The 19,581-nt window shown below is 46.5% G+C and carries 21 protein-coding genes and 1 pseudogene; 17 read left to right on the top strand and 5 right to left on the bottom strand.

The window, feature by feature from the left end:
- Positions 1 to 17 precede the first annotated feature (17 nt).
- Both WA325_RS11910 and WA325_RS11905 read left to right on the top strand, forming a co-directional pair.
- Complete coding sequence (locus WA325_RS11910; RefSeq protein WP_024120885.1) at positions 18 to 311, top strand: DUF3784 domain-containing protein; 294 nt, start codon at positions 18 to 20, stop codon at positions 309 to 311.
- Positions 312 to 435: 124 nt separating this feature from the next.
- Positions 436 to 2,058, top strand: coding sequence for a M4 family metallopeptidase (locus WA325_RS11905; RefSeq protein WP_326325908.1), 1,623 nt, complete (start codon positions 436 to 438; stop codon positions 2,056 to 2,058).
- A gap of 41 nt (positions 2,059 to 2,099) precedes the next feature.
- On the opposite strand, the gene WA325_RS11900 is transcribed toward WA325_RS11905, so the two are convergent.
- A complete protein-coding gene (locus WA325_RS11900; RefSeq protein WP_105953743.1) occupies positions 2,100 to 2,954 on the bottom strand; it encodes a DegV family protein in 855 nt (284 codons plus the stop codon).
- Positions 2,955 to 3,092: 138 nt separating this feature from the next.
- On the opposite strand from WA325_RS11900, the gene WA325_RS11895 reads away from it, so the two are divergent.
- On the top strand, positions 3,093 to 3,935 hold the full coding sequence (locus tag WA325_RS11895) for a YitT family protein (RefSeq protein ID WP_024120888.1): 843 nt from the start codon (positions 3,093 to 3,095) through the stop codon (positions 3,933 to 3,935).
- 18 nt (positions 3,936 to 3,953) lie between these two features.
- On the top strand, positions 3,954 to 4,409 hold the full coding sequence (locus tag WA325_RS11890; RefSeq protein WP_306460569.1) for a BsuPI-related putative proteinase inhibitor: 456 nt from the start codon (positions 3,954 to 3,956) through the stop codon (positions 4,407 to 4,409).
- Between the two features lie 30 nt (positions 4,410 to 4,439).
- Here WA325_RS11890 and WA325_RS11885 read toward each other — a convergent pair whose 3' ends face one another.
- The 3 genes from WA325_RS11885 to WA325_RS11875 form a co-directional block, all read right to left on the bottom strand.
- Positions 4,440 to 4,637 carry a DUF3813 domain-containing protein gene (locus tag WA325_RS11885; protein ID WP_003224518.1) on the bottom strand — a complete coding sequence of 66 codons (198 nt, stop codon included), beginning with the start codon at positions 4,635 to 4,637 and terminating at the stop codon, positions 4,440 to 4,442.
- Positions 4,638 to 4,790 (bottom strand): hypothetical protein, encoded by a 153-nt coding sequence (locus WA325_RS11880; RefSeq protein ID WP_181185655.1) that lies wholly within the window; start codon positions 4,788 to 4,790, stop codon positions 4,638 to 4,640. It abuts the gene before it with no gap.
- A 104-nt stretch (positions 4,791 to 4,894) separates the two neighbouring features.
- Positions 4,895 to 5,707: a Cof-type HAD-IIB family hydrolase gene (locus WA325_RS11875; RefSeq protein ID WP_227598272.1), complete on the bottom strand. Its 813-nt coding sequence runs from the start codon at positions 5,705 to 5,707 to the stop codon at positions 4,895 to 4,897.
- Between the two features lie 119 nt (positions 5,708 to 5,826).
- Here WA325_RS11875 and WA325_RS11870 point away from each other — a divergent pair, with 119 nt between their 5' ends.
- The 13 genes and pseudogenes from WA325_RS11870 (at position 5,827) to WA325_RS11810 (ending at position 19,101) form a co-directional block, all read left to right on the top strand.
- On the top strand, positions 5,827 to 6,594 hold the full coding sequence (locus WA325_RS11870) for a prolyl oligopeptidase family serine peptidase (protein ID WP_336183666.1): 768 nt from the start codon (positions 5,827 to 5,829) through the stop codon (positions 6,592 to 6,594).
- Positions 6,595 to 6,657: 63 nt separating this feature from the next.
- Positions 6,658 to 6,966, top strand: coding sequence for a metal-sulfur cluster assembly factor (locus tag WA325_RS11865; protein ID WP_003224525.1), 309 nt, complete (start codon positions 6,658 to 6,660; stop codon positions 6,964 to 6,966).
- Between the two features lie 63 nt (positions 6,967 to 7,029).
- Entirely contained in the window at positions 7,030 to 7,200 is a 171-nt protein-coding gene (locus WA325_RS11860; protein ID WP_003224527.1) for a YqaE/Pmp3 family membrane protein, read from the top strand.
- Between the two features lie 61 nt (positions 7,201 to 7,261).
- On the top strand, positions 7,262 to 8,692 hold the full coding sequence (locus WA325_RS11855; protein WP_336183665.1) for an FAD-binding oxidoreductase: 1,431 nt from the start codon (positions 7,262 to 7,264) through the stop codon (positions 8,690 to 8,692).
- Positions 8,692 to 9,231 carry an MFS transporter gene (locus WA325_RS11850; protein ID WP_044156416.1) on the top strand — a complete coding sequence of 180 codons (540 nt, stop codon included), beginning with the start codon at positions 8,692 to 8,694 and terminating at the stop codon, positions 9,229 to 9,231. Before WA325_RS11855 ends, WA325_RS11850 begins: the two co-directional genes overlap by 1 nt.
- A 204-nt stretch (positions 9,232 to 9,435) precedes the next feature.
- Positions 9,436 to 10,473 (top strand): N-acetyl-gamma-glutamyl-phosphate reductase, encoded by a 1,038-nt coding sequence (gene argC, locus WA325_RS11845; protein WP_105953739.1) that lies wholly within the window; start codon positions 9,436 to 9,438, stop codon positions 10,471 to 10,473.
- 19 nt (positions 10,474 to 10,492) lie between these two features.
- Positions 10,493 to 11,713: a bifunctional ornithine acetyltransferase/N-acetylglutamate synthase gene (gene argJ, locus WA325_RS11840; protein WP_202853795.1), complete on the top strand. Its 1,221-nt coding sequence runs from the start codon at positions 10,493 to 10,495 to the stop codon at positions 11,711 to 11,713.
- Between the two features lie 14 nt (positions 11,714 to 11,727).
- Positions 11,728 to 12,504 carry an acetylglutamate kinase gene (argB, locus tag WA325_RS11835; RefSeq protein ID WP_202853794.1) on the top strand — a complete coding sequence of 259 codons (777 nt, stop codon included), beginning with the start codon at positions 11,728 to 11,730 and terminating at the stop codon, positions 12,502 to 12,504.
- Positions 12,501 to 13,658 carry an acetylornithine transaminase gene (locus WA325_RS11830; RefSeq protein WP_202853793.1) on the top strand — a complete coding sequence of 386 codons (1,158 nt, stop codon included), beginning with the start codon at positions 12,501 to 12,503 and terminating at the stop codon, positions 13,656 to 13,658. Before argB ends, WA325_RS11830 begins: the two co-directional genes overlap by 4 nt.
- Positions 13,659 to 13,729: 71 nt before the next feature.
- A complete protein-coding gene (locus WA325_RS11825; RefSeq protein ID WP_202853792.1) occupies positions 13,730 to 14,791 on the top strand; it encodes a carbamoyl phosphate synthase small subunit in 1,062 nt (353 codons plus the stop codon).
- Positions 14,784 to 17,876 carry a carbamoyl phosphate synthase large subunit gene (locus tag WA325_RS11820; RefSeq protein WP_336183664.1) on the top strand — a complete coding sequence of 1,031 codons (3,093 nt, stop codon included), beginning with the start codon at positions 14,784 to 14,786 and terminating at the stop codon, positions 17,874 to 17,876. The genes WA325_RS11825 and WA325_RS11820 overlap by 8 nt, the downstream gene beginning before the upstream one ends.
- A gap of 2 nt (positions 17,877 to 17,878) precedes the next feature.
- A pseudogene (gene argF / locus WA325_RS11815) lies at positions 17,879 to 18,836 on the top strand (ornithine carbamoyltransferase).
- An 85-nt stretch (positions 18,837 to 18,921) separates the two neighbouring features.
- Positions 18,922 to 19,101 (top strand): YjzC family protein, encoded by a 180-nt coding sequence (locus tag WA325_RS11810; protein WP_003239319.1) that lies wholly within the window; start codon positions 18,922 to 18,924, stop codon positions 19,099 to 19,101.
- Positions 19,102 to 19,146: 45 nt separating this feature from the next.
- Here the strand turns inward: WA325_RS11810 and WA325_RS11805 are convergent, their stop codons facing one another.
- A complete protein-coding gene (locus tag WA325_RS11805; protein WP_010333727.1) occupies positions 19,147 to 19,332 on the bottom strand; it encodes a YjzD family protein in 186 nt (61 codons plus the stop codon).
- Positions 19,333 to 19,581 lie beyond the last annotated feature (249 nt).

Raw genomic sequence — 19,581 nt, 5'->3', positions numbered from 1 at the left:
TTGTAGGAGGCTGTAATATGGAGATCAGCATCAATTATCTATTAATTGTCATTTCGCTTTTATTCTTTGTGGTAGCCTATTTTGTCGGGATCAAAAAACAGACGTGGATGCTGGCGGGGTTTAATGAGGCACGTATCCGGGATAAGGATCGGCTGGCCAGAATAGCAGGCTACTTTTTCTTGAATTCCGGTTTGTTCATTCTGCTGAACAGCTTTATCTCATTTCAAGGCCAGGAGCAGCTGATTCCGCCGCTTATTTTGGCATATGGCGCAGGGGTTATTATTTACGTGAATAAAAAACTGGTAGAATAGGAGCTGAAGGACGGAGCGAAACCTCTGTCCTTCTTTCTTTTTCCTGAAAATAGGAACGAAGCACCACATACAAGTTTCGGTTTTTTTGTTAGGATGAACGAAAAAACAGGAAGGATGTGGTGTTTTGCGTACACTGTTCAAAACAACTCTGTTTATGGCCGGCTTATGCACGGCGGCTCAATGTGTTTTTGCATCAAATGCCTCAGCAGATCAAAGCATCAAATACGACCATACGTATCAAACCCCTTCATACATCATCGAAAAATCACAGCCATCATGGCAGCCAGCTCAAAACCTAACGCAGAAAGAAGCGCTATTTTCATATCTGGACAAGCAACAAACCCATTTTAAGCTCAAAGGAAACGCGAACAGCCATTTTCGCATTTCAAAAACAATAAAGGATTCAAAGACAAACCAAACATTTTTTAAATTAGAGGAAGTGTATAAAGGGATTCCTGTTTACGGCTTTGGACAGGCGGTCGCGATGAAGGAAAACAAACAAGTGAAAAGTTTCTTCGGGAAGGTGCACCCGCAAATAAATGACATATCTGTCACACCGTCTGTATCTAAGAAAAAAGCCATACATACAGCGCGCCGTGCGCTTGAGGCCTCCATTGGAAAAATCGAGTATGTTGACGGGGAACCGAAAGCCGAATTATATATTTATCCGCACGAAGGCGCATATGACCTTGCCTACCTTGTAAGACTATCGACGTCTGAACCTGAGCCTGGATATTGGCATTATTTCATCAATGCCAAAAGCGGAAAGGTCATCGATTCTTTTAATGCCATTCATGAAGCAGCCGGTACAGGAATCGGCGTATCAGGAGAAGAAAAAAGCTTTGAAGTAACTGAACAGAATGGGCGTTATTATTTGGCTGACGAAACAAGGGGAAAAGGGATAAATACTTTTGACGCAAAGAACCTGAACGAAACCTTGTTTACCCTTTTGTCTCAATTGATCGGGTATACAGGCAGTGAAGTGGTCAGCGGCACGTCCGTATTTCATGACCCGGCGGCTGTAGATGCCCATGCAAACGCACAAACCGTTTACGACTATTACAGCGGCACGTTCGGCCGCCATTCTTTTGATCAAAACGGCGCGAGAATTACGTCTACCGTACATGTGGGAACACAGTGGAACAATGCGGCGTGGAACGGTGTGCAGATGGTGTACGGGGATGGTGACGGCGCTAAGTTTAAGCCGCTGTCCGGATCGCTCGACATTGTGGCGCATGAAATGACACACGCGGTCACCCAGTATTCCGCAGGCCTTTTATATCAGGGAGAACCCGGCGCGCTAAACGAATCCATTTCTGATATTATGGCGGCGATGACAGACCGGGATGACTGGGAAATCGGCGAGGATGTATATACGCCGGATGTACGCGGGGATGCTTTACGTTCATTAGAGGACCCTTCCAAGCAGGGGAATCCGGATCATTATTCAAACCGATATACGGGCACAGAGGATTACGGCGGGGTGCATATCAATTCGTCGATCCACAATAAAGCGGCATATCTTCTCGCAGAAGGCGGCGTGCACCATGATGTGCGGGTTGAGGGGATCGGGCGTGAAGCTTGTGAGCAAATTTATTACCGGGCTTTGACATATTATGTAACGCCTTCTTCAGACTTCAGCATGATGAAGCAAGCGGCAATCGAAGCTGCCAATGATTTATACGGTGAAGACTCGAAGCAATCAGCTTCTGTCGAAAAGGCATATGACGCAGTCGGAATTCAATAAAAATGAAAAACAGCCAGGGCTTTTTCAGCCTGGCTGTTTTTTTATGATCTACCGAGAAAAAATATGGCCAGTGTGCCCGGCCCGGAATGGGATCCGACAGCAGAGCCGATGGAGTGCATGATGATGTCTTTCGGCTTGAACGCGTCTTCGATCAAGTGTTTCATTTCATTGGCTGTTCCTTCGTTAGCGGCATAGCTGATTCCGACGGTTTGTTCGCTCCAATTGTCTCCTCGCTCTTTCATTAATTCAATAATCCGTTTGAACAGCTTTTTCTGTCCGCGGATTTTTTCAAGAGGCACAAGCTTGCCGTCCTCCATATGAAGAAGCGGTTTAATATTGAGCAGACCGCCGACAAAAGCGGACGTTTTTGAAATTCGGCCGCCCCGGGCGAGGTACGTTAAATCATCGACTGTAAAAATGTGCTCAAGCTGTGCGCAAAAGCTCTTTACAGACGTTTCAATTTCTTGTATTGTATTTCCGTTGATACAGAGTTCGCGTGCATGCCGGACGGCCAGACCGCACCCTAATGAAGCGCATTTGGAATCAATCACCCGCAAATCAAAATCCGGGAATTCTTCCTTCACTTCATTGGCGATCATGACGGCTGTCTGATAGGTGCCGGAGAGTCCTGAGGAAAAAGCGATGTAAAGTGCGGGCTCTCCTGTTTCGGCATATTGCAAAAATACATTTTTAATTGTTTGCGGTGAGGCTTGGGACGTCTTTGGCGCTTCCCCATTTTGCATCGCTTCAAATATTTGTTCCGCATGAATCGTGACTGCATCTTCATATTCTTTGTCGCCGAGAGAAACCCTAAGCGGGATAAAGCCAATGCCGTTTTCCTCAAAATAAGAACGAGGCAGATCAGCGGCGCTGTCAGCGATGAGATGAACTGTCATTTTGCTTCCCTTCTTTCCGTTTATCGCTCGTCATCATGTGATTTAAGCCAACTATATCATATTAATTTGTCAAAATCGTGTTCAAATATTTGTTTTAAGGGAAAACATAATAAAGAAGAATGAGCGGAGGAACATGCCATGGTACTAGATCAAACAAAAAAATTACTCATCGTCATCATCGGGGCCTTACTTAATGCGGCCGGGCTGAACTTATTTCTGATTCCGGCAGATGTATATGCCAGCGGATTCACGGGTGTCGCCCAGCTTTTATCAAGCGTCGTTGACCAATATGCCCCTTTCTACATATCGACGGGAACGCTCTTGTTCCTCTTAAATATTCCGGTCGGTATTTTAGGATGGCTGAAGGTCGGCAGATCGTTTACGGTGTACAGCATTTTGAGTGTCGCACTGACCACATTGTTTATGGGAATCCTGCCGGAAATGAGACTGTCTCATGACATCCTGCTGAACGCGGTATTCGGCGGCGTGATTTCCGCGGTCGGAATCGGTTTAACATTAAAGTACGGCGCTTCGACAGGCGGCCTTGATATCGTCGCTATGGTGCTGGCCAAATGGAAGGATAAACCCGTGGGCACGTATTTCTTTATTCTGAACGGGATTATCATTCTGACGGCAGGATTATTGCAAGGTTGGGAGAAAGCTTTATATACCCTTGTTACTTTGTATGTGACAACGAGGGTGATCGACGCGATTCATACCCGGCACATGAAGCTGACAGCAATGATTGTGACGAAAAAAGCGGACGAAATCAAAGAAGCCATTTATGGAAAAATGGTGCGGGGCATAACGACTGTCCCAGCCAAAGGAGCTTTTACAAACGAGCAGAAAGAAATGATGATTATCGTCATCACGAGGTATGAATTGTACGATTTAGAAAAAATCGTAAAAGAAGTGGACCCGAAAGCATTTACAAACATTGTCCAAACGACCGGGATTTTTGGTTTCTTTAGAAAAGACTGACGAAAGCAGGTGGAAGTCGTGAAACGGCTGCTTGTGATGCTCTTGCCTGTGGTGCTATTAATAGGCTGCGGGAAAAATGAGCAGACAGAACCCGATAAGGAGGTATCAGGCGGAATGGAGAATCAAGAGGTTGTTTTATCTGTTGACGCAATTCAGGAGCCTGAACAAATCAAATTTAACATGTCACTGAAGAACCAAAGCGAACGCAGGGTGGAGTTTCAATTCAGCACGGGACAAAAATTTGAACTTGTCGTGTACGATTCAGAACACAAAGAAAGATACCGTTATTCGAAAGACAAAATGTTTACACAGGCTTTTCAAAACCTGACGCTTGAACCGGGAGAAACCTATGATTTCACTGATGAATGGAAGGAAGTACCGGAGCCGGGAACATACGAGGTGAAGGTGACGTTTAAGGGCAGAGCGGAGAATCTTAAGCAGGTCCAGGCTGTTCAGCAGTTTGAGGTCAAATAATAGGCTATGGCGAATCGCCATAGCCCTTTTTTATTGCAATTTATCCAGTTGATCTTGAAATTGATGAAGCTGTTGACGCTCCGCATCTGTCGAATTGGCATACGCAGAAGACACAGCATTTTTGGCCCTCAGAATCGCTTGTTCCTGATCGCCTTCTTCAAAGCCGTTTGTCACCATGACAGCCTGTTGAACAAATGATTTCGCCTGCTGAAACAGTTCGTTTCTCATTTAATATTCAACCTGTCTTTCGGCCGAATCTCGTGCCGCGGCATGCTGGTGAGCTTCTTCTAATGTAGCCCGATATGGAAATCTTGCGGCGTGTAGCCCGATGGAGTCTTTACCCTGCTGAATAAACCTTCTGGATTTGCTTCGTTTACCCATTGTGAGACTGCCCCCTTCCATACTTTGACGAGATGAGTCGTCTCCCATAGTATGCTGGGGCGGGTAAAGGTTTATAAGTGGGAAAAATTAAAACACTCCGCTCTTTATATTGAGAAATATTCTTTCAAAAATTGGGCGACCCCATCTTCTTCATTGGAACCCGTCGTTTTGTCAGCGATCTGCTTGACTGCGTCAATTCCATTTCCCATGGCGACGCCGCATCCTGCAAATTCAAGCATTTCTAAGTCGTTATCTTCATCGCCAAAAGCGATGATCCGTTCTCGCGGCACGCCGTAGTAATCACTGATTTTCTGCAAGCCAATCGCTTTGTTCATGCCGCTTTTAATAATCTCAATCACATGCCACGGGGCTGCCCATCTTCTGTGATCAATCACCTCGGCGTGCACATCTGTTAGATAAGCGCGTATCTCTGGCACATCTTCCTCTTTCGCATGGATGAGCACAGAGGTGACATCCTCACCGAGATTTTCACGCAAATCGCCTACGGTGACATTTGTTGTGTTCATGTTAAAGGCATCAATCAGATGCTCATCATGATAATGGAAGTACACATCATCGATGACTTCAGCAAGTATATTATGTACGTTGTAGGTCTCGCTGATATCCACAAGCTGTTTGACAACTTGAAGCGGCAGTGAGGTATGATACCGTCCCCAGCTGTCATCTTGGGGATGGTGGACAAACGCTCCGTTGAAATTGACGATCGGCGTTGTCAGATTCATCTGCTCATAGTACATGGAACTTGAACGGTACGGCCGGCCGGTGGAGATGCAGACGTAATGTCCGCCATTTTTTAGGCGCTGTATCGTTTGAAGGGTGTTTTCTGATATTGTTTTATCGTCCTTTAATAATGTTCCATCTAAATCTAATGCGATTACATAGGGTTTTGTCTCCATGAAAAGCTCCTTTAACCATAGATTTTACGTGAGTTGCCTTAATTACAGTGTAGCTTTTTACCATCTTTATTGTCTACATGTTACACTTATGATTATGGTTATCCTAAGGAGGGGACATTGTGATTCAAATTGAAAATCAAACCGTTTCCGGCATTCCGTTTTTACATATTGTAAAAGAAGAGAACAGGCACCGTGCCGTTCCTCTTGTTTTCTTTATACATGGCTTTACAAGCGCAAAGGAACACAACCTTCATATTGCCTATCTGCTTGCGGAGAAGGGCTTTAGAGCCGTTCTGCCGGAGGCGCTGCACCATGGTGAACGGGGAGAGCAAATGGCTGTTGAAAAGCTGGCCGGCCATTTTTGGGACATCGTGCTAAACGAGATTGAAGAGCTTGAAGTACTCAAGAACCATTTTGAGAAGGAAGGCCTGATAGACGGCGGCCGTATCGGGCTTGCGGGTACATCAATGGGCGGCATTACAACACTTGGCGCCTTAACGGTTTATGACTGGGTACAAGCCGGCGTCAGCCTGATGGGAAGCCCGAATTATGTCGAGCTGTTTCAGCAGCAGATCGACCACATCAAATCTCAGGGCATCGATATCGATGTGCCGGAGGAAAGGGTGCGGGAGCTCATGGAGCGCCTTAAAGTGCTGGATCTCAGCCTTCAGCCGGAGAAACTTCGCCAGCGCCCGCTTTTATTTTGGCATGGCGTTAAAGATCAAGTCGTGCCTTACGCGCCGACCCGGAAATTTTATGACACGATTAAATCTTATTACAGCGAGCAGCCGGAACATCTCCAGTTTATTGCGGATGAACGAGCCGATCACAAAGTGCCGCGGGCCGCTGTGTTAAAAACCATTGAATGGTTTGAAACGCATTTATAAAGCACAAAGGTGTAAACACAGGCCGGATTTACGTTATACTGTAGAAAAAAGGAGTGAGGGAATGTGGAAGAAGCATTAAAAGAAAACATTATGGGCGCCCTGGAACAGGTTGTCGACCCTGAGCTTGGCGTTGATATCGTAAACCTCGGGTTAGTATACGATGTTGATATGGATGAAGACGGCTTAACGCACGTCACAATGACACTGACGTCAATGGGATGCCCTTTAGCGCCGATTATTGTTGATGAAGTGAAAAAAGCGCTTGCGGACATTCCGGAAGTGAAAGAGACGGAAGTTCACATTGTGTGGAATCCGCCGTGGACTCGGGACAAAATGTCAAGATATGCAAAAATCGCGCTTGGCATACAATAAAACAAAAGAGGACAGCCTTACTGTGAGGCTGTCCTTTTTACAGCTGAAAAGGAGTGAAGCAAAATGATGTACCTGCTTGCCGTTCTATGCCCGCCGCTTGCTGTTTTGTTTACGGGAAAGCCGTTTCAGGCACTCCTCAACCTCATATTGACATGCATCTTTTGGCTGCCGGGCGCCATTCACGCTTGTTTTATCGTGGCTGACCGCCGCGCTGAAAAACGGGCAAGACGATAATCTGGAAAAAAGAGGACGCAAACATGGTATAATGGCCATAAAAAACAGCAGGGAGAGCGCCATGAAAAAGAAATTGCTTGCATTCGCGCTGTGCACCGGTGCGTATGCGGCCCTGTTTGCGTACTCTGTTCACTCAGAGCAAAAAAGCGGCTCCGGCGAGATGACCGATGTCAGCCGCTTGATGCCGGTGAAAATTAAGCAGACAGTGAAAGGTCAGGAAGAAAATAACCTCATTGACACAGTCAAAGAGGCCAATCGAAAAAACATAAAAATCTCAATAGCCGGAACCCAGCATTCGATGGGCGGCCATACATATTACGAGGACAGCATCGTTCTCGACATGACAGGCTACAACAAAATCCTCGCTTTCGATAAAGAGAAAAAAACCATCAGGGTCCAAAGCGGGGCGACGTGGAATGACATACAGAAATACGTAAATCCATACGGGCTTGCGGTAAAAGTCATGCAGTCACAAAATATTTTTACAATCGGAGGATCTCTCAGCGCCAATGCCCACGGGCGTGATATCCGCTATGGGTCGCTGATTGATACAGTCAAATCATTCCGTCTTTTAAAAGCCGACGGCACAATTGTCACCGTCACTCCAAAAGATGATTTATTTTCAGCAGTTATCGGCGGGTACGGTCTTTTTGGCGTGATTCTCGATGCTGAGCTTGAATTAACGGATGACGAGCTGTACGTCATGCAGACGGAAAAAATGAACTACAGTACATACGCTGACTATTTTACAAAGCATGTCAAAGGCAATCCCGGTGTCCGCATGCACCTCGCTCGCATCTCAACAGCAGAAAAAGGATTTCTGAAAGACATGTATGTCACAAATTACGTATTATCAGAAGAGCAGGATCAGCTGACATCTTACAGCGATCTCAAAAAGGATGAGCATACACAGGTGACGAAATTCGCGCTCGGCCTGTCAAGACGGTACAGGTGGGGCAGAAACTGGCTGTGGAACACCCAGCAATCCTATTTTCTAAGCCAAAATGGAACAAAGATCTCACGGAATAACGTCATGCGGTCAGAATCAAAATTTCTCGAATACGAAAACAATGAAAATACAGACGTGCTGCAGGAATACTTTGTGCCGGTGAAGGAGTACGCTTCCTATATTGATGACCTGAGACAAACGCTGTCACACGAAGACCTGAATCTGCTTAATATCACGATCCGGTATGTGCAAAAAAACGAAAAGGCTGACCTGTCTTATGCGAAGGATGATATGTTTTCGCTCGTGCTTTTAATCAACGAGGGCTTTTCAAAAGAAGACCAGGCTGACGCTGCGAGAATCATCAGGCGCATGACAGACGTTGCGCTCAAACACGGAGGAAGCTATTATCTGCCGTATATGACATATCAGACAAAAGCGCAAATGAGACAGGCGTATCCGAAAAGCGAAGCGTTTTTTCAGAAAAAACGGGCGTATGATCCGGATGAGCGGTTTATGAATTACTTTTATCAGAGGTATAAATAATGGGGAAAAACAAATTAAAATGGCTGACACTTTCACAAAGCAGCGTGTTTTTCGCAAGCAGTTTAATCTTTCCGTTTTATATTCTGTTTGTGAAGAATATCGGCTCAAGCTACACGCAGTTCGGGTTTTCCTACGGATTATTCGGACTGAGCGGAGCGCTCATTTACCCGCTCCTCGGCCGGCTTTCTGAAAGGATCGACAGCCGCTATTATCTGCTTGCGAACTCATGGGGCATGGCGGTTCTGCTTTTGTATGTCCCGCATGTAAACAGCGTTCTTCAAGTGTACATCGTGCAAGTGCTGTTAGGTCTCTTTGGGGCGATGCAAAAACACGGAGAAAAAGTATTAATCGCCGACTTTACAGACACCGGGGAACGCGGAAAAAAGATTGGGAATTATCATTTTTGGACCGCTGTTTTTTCAGCGGCTGCCATTATGCTCGGCGGTTTTCTCGCCGACTTTTTTACGGTGCAAATGATTTTTTATACAAGCTCTATTCTATATTTTCTGAGCGGATTGATGATGATGAAAACAGGCTGACACGGTCAGCCTGTTTTTTTATGCAGCTGTAAATGGCGCCGGATCAACAACTTGAAGCGATTTATGCCTGCTTTTTATGAGCCGGTTTTTTTATTGAACAGAAAATTTATAAATGAATAAAAATATTAAATATACGATTGAATTAATTTTTATTCATGTTATAATGTTAAATAATTTCACAAAGACCAAGAAGGTGAATTCGTTTTGAAAATAGGAATTGTAGGCGCTACGGGTTATGGAGGCGCCGAACTTGTCAGGATTCTTACACATCATCCTCATGCAGAAGAATGTATACTTTATTCATCCAGCGGGGAAGGAAAGGTCTATAGTAATGCTTACCCTCATCTTACCGGCTTGGCTGAGCAGAGGCTGAAGCCCATTGATATGAATACAATCAAACAGGAAATCGATGTCATGTTTCTTGCTGCGCCCCCGGGAGTATCAAGTGAACTGACTCCGCAGCTTGCAGAGGCGGGAATTCCGGTTATTGACCTGTCAGGTGATCTGAGGATCAAAGAGCCTGCTGTATATGAAAAGTGGTATAAACGGACAGCGGCACCAAAAGAAACAATTCAAGAGGCGGTTTACGGTCTTTCGGAGCTGAATCAAAGGAACATTCAGCAGGCGAAGCTCATCGCCAATCCGGGGTGTTTCCCGACGGCTGTGCTGCTAGGCCTCGCGCCTTTGGCTCAAAAAAAGCTGCTTGATGAATCGTTCGTTATCGTTGATGCGAAAACAGGCGTTTCCGGTGCGGGGAGGAAAGCATCCATGGGAACCCATTTTTCTGAGCTTAACGACAATTTTAAAATTTATAAGGTAAATGAACATCAGCACACCCCTGAGATTGAACAGACGTTAAAAGAATGGCAGCCAGAGTTGAAGGCTATTACATTTTCTGCTCACTTGGTTCCGATGACAAGGGGAATCATGGCGACGATGTATACGCAATTAACATCTGACCTATCTGCAGAAGATCTGCACGATTTATATTCGGAATTTTACCAAGATTCATATTTTGTGAGAGTGAGGCCAAAGGGTCATTACCCGCAAACGAAGGAAGTGTTCGGCAGCAATTTCTGCGATGTATCTGTTACCCTCGACGAAAGAACGAACAGGGTCACGATCGTATCGGTAATTGATAATCTGATGAAGGGTGCCGCTGGGCAGGCAGTACAAAATTTCAATATCATGAATGGCTGGAACGAAGAGACAGGTCTTACCATGACACCAATTTATCCATAGAACAGGAGAGAATCGAACCATGATTCAGTTGAGTGAAGATCAAATAGTGAAAGTAAAAGGCGATGTATCCTCGCCAAAAGGATTTCAGGCAAAGGGCGTGCATTGCGGGCTGCGCTACTCGAAAAAAGACCTTGGCGTCATCCTCAGCGAGACACCGGCAGTGAGCGCGGCAGTTTATACGCAAAGCCACTTTCAGGCGGCTCCGATTAAAGTCACACAGGACAGCTTAAAGCATGGATCAGCTCTGAAAGCAGTCATTGTCAACAGTGCCATTGCCAATGCTTGTACAGGGGAACAGGGCTTAGAGGATGCATACAAAATGCGGGAGAGCCTCGCTTTACAGCTGGGCATTGAGCCGGAGCTTGTCGCCGTTTCTTCAACTGGTGTCATCGGCGAACATTTAAATATGGAAAACATTCAGGCCGGCATCGAGCTTTTGAAAGAAACGCCTGCGGGATCTGGAGATTTCGAGGAAGCGATTTTAACGACAGATACCGTCATCAAGCAAACGTGCTATGAACTGACAATCGGCGGTCAAAAAGTCACCATCGGCGGAGCGGCTAAAGGCTCCGGAATGATTCACCCAAACATGGCAACGATGCTGGGGTTTGTGACAACAGACGCGGCAATCGAAGAAAAAACGCTGCAAAAAGCGCTCCGCGACATCACTGACGTCTCTTTTAATCAAATTACAGTTGACGGAGAAACCTCTACCAATGACATGGTATTGGTCATGGCAAATGGCTGCGCGGAAAATGAGTGCCTTACGGAAGATCATAAAGACTGGCCGCTCTTTAAAAAAGCGCTTCTGATGGCTTGCGAAGATTTGGCTAAGGAGATTGCCAGAGACGGAGAAGGCGCGACAAAACTAATCGAAGCCCAAGTAAAAGGGGCGAAAAACAATCTTGATGCAAACGTAATTGCCAAGAAAATTGTCGGTTCGAACCTCGTAAAAACCGCTGTATACGGAACAGACGCGAACTGGGGGCGCATTATCGGGGCTATCGGGCACAGCGCGGCTCAGGTGAAGGCTGAAGAAGTAGAGGTTTATCTCGGGGGCCAATGCCTGTTTAAAAACAACGAGCCTCAGCCATTCTCTGAATCTCTCGCGAAAGAATATCTCGAAGGAGATGAGATTGCCATTGTCATCAAGATGCATGAAGGAGACGGGAACGGAAGAGCATGGGGCTGTGATCTGACCTATGATTATATCAAAATTAATGCGAGCTATCGCACGTAATAAAGGGGAGCGCAATGAAGAAAACAATCGTTTTTAAATGCGGGGGAAGTGTCATCCGTGAGCTGTCGGAAGAATTTTTTCAAAACCTGAAAGAATTGATGGAATCAGGATGGAAATTGGCAATCGTGCACGGCGGCGGACCGGAAATTACACATATGCTGAGACGGTTAAACATCAAAACAGAGTTTTCAGGCGGACAGCGGAAAACAACCAAACCGGTATTGGAAGTCGCTGAAATGGTACTGTCCGGCTCAGTGAATAAATTTTTCGTTGCCGAGCTTGCAAAACACGGGCTCCGGGCTGCGGGAGTGTCCGGCAAGGATGGGGGCCTTCTCGAAGCAGACTATCTCGATCCGGACACATACGGGGAAGTCGGAGAAATTAAAAAGGTTAATGCCTCTATGGTAAACGCGCTGATGGATGAAGGCATTATCCCGGTAATCGCGCCCCTGTCCTTGACGAGCGATTACAAAACACTGAATGTCAATGCTGATCTTGCGGCTTCGGCAGTCGCCGGGGCGCTGAAAGCCGATAAGCTGATGTTCGTCACAGACGTGGAAGGAATTATGAAGGAAAAACAGCGTCTCGACATCCTGACCCCTGAGGAAATTCAGACTCTCATTAAACAGGAAGTGATCACAGGCGGGATGATACCAAAGGTCAATTCAGCCTTGTCAGCATTATCGGATCAGGTATCAGAAGTGATGATTGTAAATGGAAAAGGATCGTTTTTCTCTGATCAAACATTTCAAGGAACAAAAATCGTCAAAGCAAAGGAGGCTGTTTCATGAGCAGCTTGTTTCAAACCTACGGACGGTGGAACATTGAGATAAAGAAAGCGAAGGGAACTTGCGTTGAGGATCAAAACGGCAAAACATACCTCGATTTCATTCAAGGGATTGCGGTTTCCAACCTAGGCCACTGCCATGAAGCGGTCACAGAAGAGGTCAAAAAACAGCTCGACAGCGTATGGCACGTATCCAATCTGTTTGAAAACAGTCTTCAGGAGCAAGCGGCACAGCAGTTAGCTGCAAACAGTGCCGGGGATCTCGTTTTTTTCTGCAACAGCGGAGCGGAAGCGAATGAAGGCGCGATTAAGCTGGCGCGAAAAGCAACTGGAAAAACGAAAATCATCACATTTCTTCAATCATTCCACGGCCGCACCTATGCAGGGATGGCAGCTACCGGACAGGATAAAATCAAAACAGGCTTCGGCCCGATGCTGGAAGGCTTTCACTACCTCCCGTACAATGATCCTGCCGCTTTTGATGCTCTTGGGGAGGAAGACGGTATAGCCGCGGTAATGCTTGAGACCGTACAGGGAGAAGGCGGAGTCAATCCGGCCAGTGCAGAATTTTTAACAGCCGTACAGTCATTTTGCAAGGAAAAGCAGGCGCTTCTGATCGTAGATGAAATTCAGACCGGTATTGGACGGACAGGAAAAGGCTTCGCATACGAATACTTCGGCCTCTCACCTGATATCATCACAGCTGCAAAAGGATTGGGGAACGGCTTTCCAGTCGGTGCGGTAATCGGCAAGAAAGAGCTGGGAGCAGCGTTTACTCCTGGATCTCACGGAACGACCTTCGGAGGGAATATGCTGGCGATGGCCGCCGTCAATGCAACATTGCAGGTTGTATTCCAGCCTGAATTTCTGCAAGAGGCTGCTGATAAGGGTGCGTTTTTGAAAGAACAGCTGGAGGCTGAACTGAAGAGTCCTTTTGTGAGGCAAATCCGCGGCAAAGGATTAATGCTTGGAATTGAGTGTGATGGGCCTGTTGCAGACATCATTGCTGAATTGCAGACATTAGGCTTGCTCGTACTGCCGGCCGGACCGAACGTGATTCGTCTGCTGCCGCCGCTCACCGTGACAAAGGATGAAATAACAGAAGCCGTCAGTAAGCTGAAACAAGCGATTGCTCAGCATACCGCTGTTAATTTGTGATTTTTTTTTCGATATGAAAGCATAAAAATTCATTTTTGTAATTAATTATTCATCAAGAGGTGGGCTTTTAGATGGAAGGTTATTTAGTATTAGAAGATGGAACGGTGTTCAGCGGAGAACTGGACGGACATGAAAACTGCACGGGCGAAGCTGTGTTTTTCACAGGAATGACGGGCTATCAGGAAGTGCTGACAGACCCGTCATACAAAGGACAGATTATCGTATTTACGTACCCGCTGATCGGCAACTACGGTATTAATGAAAACGACTTTGAAAGCAAAAAACCGCAAGTGAAAGCAGCGGTTGTTTACGAGGCGTGCGATCATTTTTCTCATCATGAAGCGGTATACAGCCTTAAGGAATATCTGAAAAAATGGAACATCCCGCTTTTGTCCCATGTCGATACGAGGGCTGTCGTCAAAAAAATCCGAGCGAATGGAACGATGGGGGCGGCTGTCACTGCCTCTAAAGAAGCGAATGAGATTGCCCTGCAGCCTGAGAACGTCGCAGAACAGGCGTCCGCACAGGACATCAGCACAATCGGTGAAGGAAATAAACATATCGCTCTCATTGACTTTGGCTTTAAAAAATCAATTGCAGCCTCACTCGTGAAACGAGGCTGCAAGGTCACAGTTATACCGTATCAGCAAATGGAATCGGTTTACGGCATAAAGCCGGACGGTGTCGTGTTATCCAACGGACCCGGAGATCCGAAAGCCATTACACCGTATATGGAACAAATCAAAAACATTGTCAGCCGCTTTCCGACACTCGGCATATGTCTCGGCCACCAGCTGATTGCGCTCGCTTTCGGCGGAAATACGTTTAAGCTGCCGTTCGGACACAGGGGCGCAAACCATCCGGTCATCGACCGTGAAACGAAGCGGGTGTTCATGACCAGCCAAAATCACAGCTATGTGGTCGATGAAAAATCCATTAATCAAGAAGAGCTGACGATCAGATTCCACCATGTCAATGACACGTCAGTTGAAGGGCTTTCCCATAAAAAGCTGCCTGTCATGAGTGTGCAATTTCACCCGGAAGCCCATCCCGGGCCGGCGGAAAGCGAATGGATTTTTGATGATTATTTAAAGAATGTGATACCAGCAAGGAGAGAAATCGCCCATGCCTAAAGACACCAGTATTTCAAGCATATTAGTAATCGGCTCAGGCCCGATCATCATCGGCCAGGCGGCAGAATTTGATTATTCAGGCACTCAAGGGTGCATCGCGCTCAAGGAAGAAGGCTATCGGGTTATTCTCGTCAACAACAACCCGGCAACAATTATGACCGATGAAGCTTTCGCGGATGACATATATTTTGAACCGCTGACGGTAGAAAGCCTGACAGACATTATTAAGAAAGAAAAGCCCGACGGACTTCTGGCCAATTTAGGCGGGCAGACTGCACTGAATCTAGCAGTTGAACTTGAAGAAGCAGGTATCTTAAAGGCGCACGGCGTCAAACTTCTGGGTACATCCGTTGATACAATACAAAAAGGAGAGGACCGGGAAAAATTTCGTTCTTTAATGAACGAGCTGAATCAGCCAGTTCCAGAGAGCGAAATTGTCGATAACGAAACAGATGCCCTTCGTTTTGCGGAATCCATCGGCTTTCCTGTCATTATCCGGCCTGCTTACACGTTAGGCGGAAAAGGCGGGGGCATCGCGCCTACGAAAGAAGCATTTACCGCCATGATCAAGCAAGCGCTCCTGGCTAGCCCGATCAATCAATGTCTGGTAGAAAAGAGCATTGCCGGCTTTAAAGAAATTGAATATGAAGTGATGCGCGACAGCAACAACACATGCATTACCGTCTGTAATATGGAAAACATTGATCCGGTCGGTGTGCATACAGGCGATTCGATCGTAGTGGCGCCTTCACAAACATTAACTGATGAAGACTATCAAATGCTCCGGACGGCAAGTCTGACGATCATTTCGGCACTTGATGTCGTAGGCGGGTGCAACATTCAGTTTGCGCTTGATCCGTTCAGCAAGCAATACTACGTCATTGAAGTGAATCCGCGTGTGAGCCGTTCATCTGCTCTCGCGTCAAAAGCAACAGGTTATCCCATTGCGAAAATGGCTGCGAAATTGGCGGTCGGATACACGCTTGACGAATTAAAAAACCCGCTTACAGGCTCCACTTATGCGAGCTTCGAACCGGCATTGGACTATGTCATCGTCAAGTTTCCGCGCTGGCCGTTTGATAAATTCAAAAACGCGGACCGCAAGCTCGGCACAAAAATGAAAGCCACCGGAGAAGTGATGGCGATTGAACGTAATGTAGAAGCGGCGCTCCAAAAGGCGGCAGCCTCCCTTGAGCTGAAAAACGTCGGCACGCATCTGCCGGAGCTCGGCGGCTTATCAATTGAAGCGCTCTGGGAGCTGGCAATCACACCTGACGATCGAAGATTTTTCGTTGTGATGGAGCTGTTAAGCCGAAGCCTATCAATAGAAGAAATCCATGCAAAAACAAAAATCGACCCGTTTTTCCTTCACACCTTTAACAATATCATCAAGCTGGAAAATCAGATCATGGAAGCGGGGAGCGACCTCTCTTTTGATTTATTGAAAAAGGCAAAGGAAAAAGGGTTTTCAGACGCAACGATTGCCTCGCTTATCGGCAAGACAGAGGTAGAGGTGCGCGCTCTTCGCAAAGAGAAGGGGATAACGCCTTCCTTCAAAATTGTTGATACTTGCGCAGCTGAGTTTGATGCGAAAACCAACTATTTCTACTCCACGTATTTCGGAGAAACCGATGGAGACATCAGCCGCAAAGAGAAAAAGCGCGCGCTGATTATCGGCTCAGGACCGATTCGCATCGGGCAGGGCGTTGAATTCGATTACAGTGCTGTTCATGGGGTGTTAACGCTGCAAAATCTTGGGTTCGAAACGATTATGATTAACAACAACCCGGAAACCGTGAGCACTGATTATGAAATTGCGGACCGCCTGTATTTTGAACCGCTGACAACGGAGCACATATTAAACGTGGCGGAACAGGAAAACATTGACTTTGCGATCGTGCAGTTCGGCGGCCAAACCGCGATCAATGCTGCTGAAGCGCTCGAAAAAGCCGGAATCACGCTTCTCGGCACATCGTTTGAAACGCTCGACGTGTTAGAGGATCGCGATCAATTTTATCAGCTTCTTGATGAACTCGGATTGCAGCACGCTAAAGGAGAAATTGCTTATACAAAAGAAGAGGCTGCAGAGAAAGCAAACGGCATCGGCTATCCGGTATTAATCCGTCCTTCTTATGTCATTGGCGGAATGGGCATGATCATCGTTGAATCGGAAGCTGCGCTTTCTCAGCTGCTGGACGGAGAAGACAGCATGCCGTACCCCATTTTAATTGATCAGTACGTGTCAGGAAAAGAAGTCGAAATTGATCTGATTTCCGATGGTGAAGAAGTCTTTATCCCGACATATACCGAACATATTGAGCGGGCGGGCGTCCACTCAGGAGACAGCTTCGCCATTCTCCCGGGGCCTTCCGTCACAAACAAGCTGCAGCAGGGAATAAAAGATGCTGCGCAAAAAATTGCCCAAAAGCTTTCGTTTAAAGGCATTATGAACATCCAATTTGTGATCGATAACGAAACCATTCTCGTTCTTGAAGTGAACCCGAGAGCGAGCCGTACAGTTCCGGTCGTCAGCAAAGTCATGGGCGTCCCGATGATTCCGCTCGCCACACGGCTGCTGGCGGGGGCATCTCTAAAAGATGTAAACCCGGCAATTCAAAATCACCATGGTGTTGCTGTAAAGTTCCCGGTCTTTTCATCACATGCGATTCAAGATGTAGATGTGAAGCTTGGACCGGAAATGAAATCGACAGGAGAAGGCATGTGTGTTGCATACGACGCCGACAGCGCCTTGAAAAAAATCTACACGCGTGTTTGGAATCAAAAAGGAAGCATTTATTTGCAAAACGGACCGGAGGACTTGAAGACATTAGCGGAAAACGCCGGCTTTACAGTTCATGAAGGCACATTCGCCTCATGGATGGAACAGGATGAAAAAGCGCTCCATATCCATTTGAACGGCTCTGAAGAAGCACGCAAAGAGCGTTTGGAAGCCATGACACACGGCATTACCGTCTTTACTGAAGAGGAAACCGTACGGGCGTTTTTGCAAAGCGGATCAGGCAGTCCGCACCCTGTTTCCCTCAGAGATCTTTATAAAAAGGAAGTGGCATCATGCACACAGTGAATATGGGAGAAATGCAAACCAATCTATTCGGAAAAGACCTATTAACGCTAAAAGATCTCAGTGAACAGGATATAAGCGCGTTGCTTGCTGAAGCCAGTGTACTGAAACAAAACAAGATTCAGCCTATTTTTCAAGGCAAAACCCTTGCGATGATTTTTGAAAAATCATCCACGCGGACACGTGTTTCATTTGAGGCCGGCATGGCGCAGCTTGGCGGAAACGCCCTCTTTTTAAGCCAGAAAGATCTGCAGCTGGGCCGCGGTGAAACTGTGGCTGACACGGCAAAAGTGCTCTCGGGCTATGTAGATGCAATCATGATCCGGACCTTCGAGCATGAAAAGGTGGAGGAGCTTGCTGAACACGCTGATATTCCGGTCATCAACGGGCTTACTGATAAATATCATCCTTGCCAAGCGCTGGCGGACCTATTGACGATCAAGGAAATCAAAGGCGATCTCAAAGGTGTGAAAGTCGCATATATCGGTGACGGAAATAATGTGGCGCACTCCCTGATGATCGGCTGCGCAAAAATGGGCTGTGATATCTCGATTGCTTCACCTGAGGGATACGAAGTGTTAGACGAAGCGGCGGAAGCAGCCAAGGCATCAGCCCTTCAATCCGGTGCTTCCATTACACTTACAGCTGATCCGATTGAAGCCGTAAAACATGCGGACGTCATTTATTCAGATGTATTCACAAGCATGGGACAGGAAGCGGAAGAGCAAGAGCGTCTCGCAGTCTTCGCGCCTTACCAGGTGAATGCATCGCTTGTCAGCCATGCTAAACCTGACTATACATTTTTGCACTGTCTTCCTGCACACCGTGAAGAAGAAGTGACGGCAGAGATTATTGACGGTCCGAATTCCGCTGTATTCCAGCAGGCCGAAAACCGTCTCCATGTGCAAAAAGCGCTGTTAAAGGCGATCCTTTACAAAGGGAAATAACCGAAAAAACTGCTGAGCCGGGTCTCAGCAGTTTTTTTATGGAAACATATTCACACCCGCTTAGGCGCATACTACACGAAAAAGGAAAAGGAGGAAAAACAGTGGGACAGCAGCATCAATTCCGGCCCGGGCAGAAAGCGCCCAACAACGGCATCTACGTAGAAATCGGCGAGACGGGGAGTATGGTCAAAAACCCGCAAAAGGTCCATCTGTCAGCAGGAGATATGTTTCCTGAAACATCTAATCACAACCGCCTGTGGACGTATAAAAGAAAACCGTGAAAACGAAAAAACCCAAAACAATACATGTTTTGGGTTTTTGGCTTATTAATGCTGGCTGGCATTGTTGTTCATAGGCATGATTGCTGCTAGCGCCATGATCAGCACATATAAAACGACAGCAATTACGGATGATGTTGTGAAGTTATACGCTACACTGTTCATGCTGGCAATCAAATAGCATGCCATATGCGATAAAAGGAACGTCCAAATAAAAGCAATAATAAATCGCACGTTTCCACCTCGTCCTTCTCATTCTATTCTAGAAGTTATCATACCATACATAAAGCTAAGGGGGAATCTAATTTTAGAAGAAAGTGAGGTGACAAAAGAGTCTGATTCGTCACATTTTTAATGGTAAAATATAAAAAATAAATATCTTCAATTGGTATAATAGCCAAAACATAGAAAGGCTAGGACTTTACCTTATTCGTTTCTTTTCTTTTTACATAAGATAGCGTGAGATGAAGTGTGAAAGGAGGC

Source organism: Bacillus sp. 205(2023) (assembly GCF_037027485.1).
Classification (GTDB): Bacteria; Bacillota; Bacilli; order Bacillales; family Bacillaceae; genus Bacillus; species Bacillus halotolerans.
The sequence above is the reverse complement of the archived record's forward strand: the minus strand, read 5'-3'. Positions and strand labels throughout refer to the sequence as shown.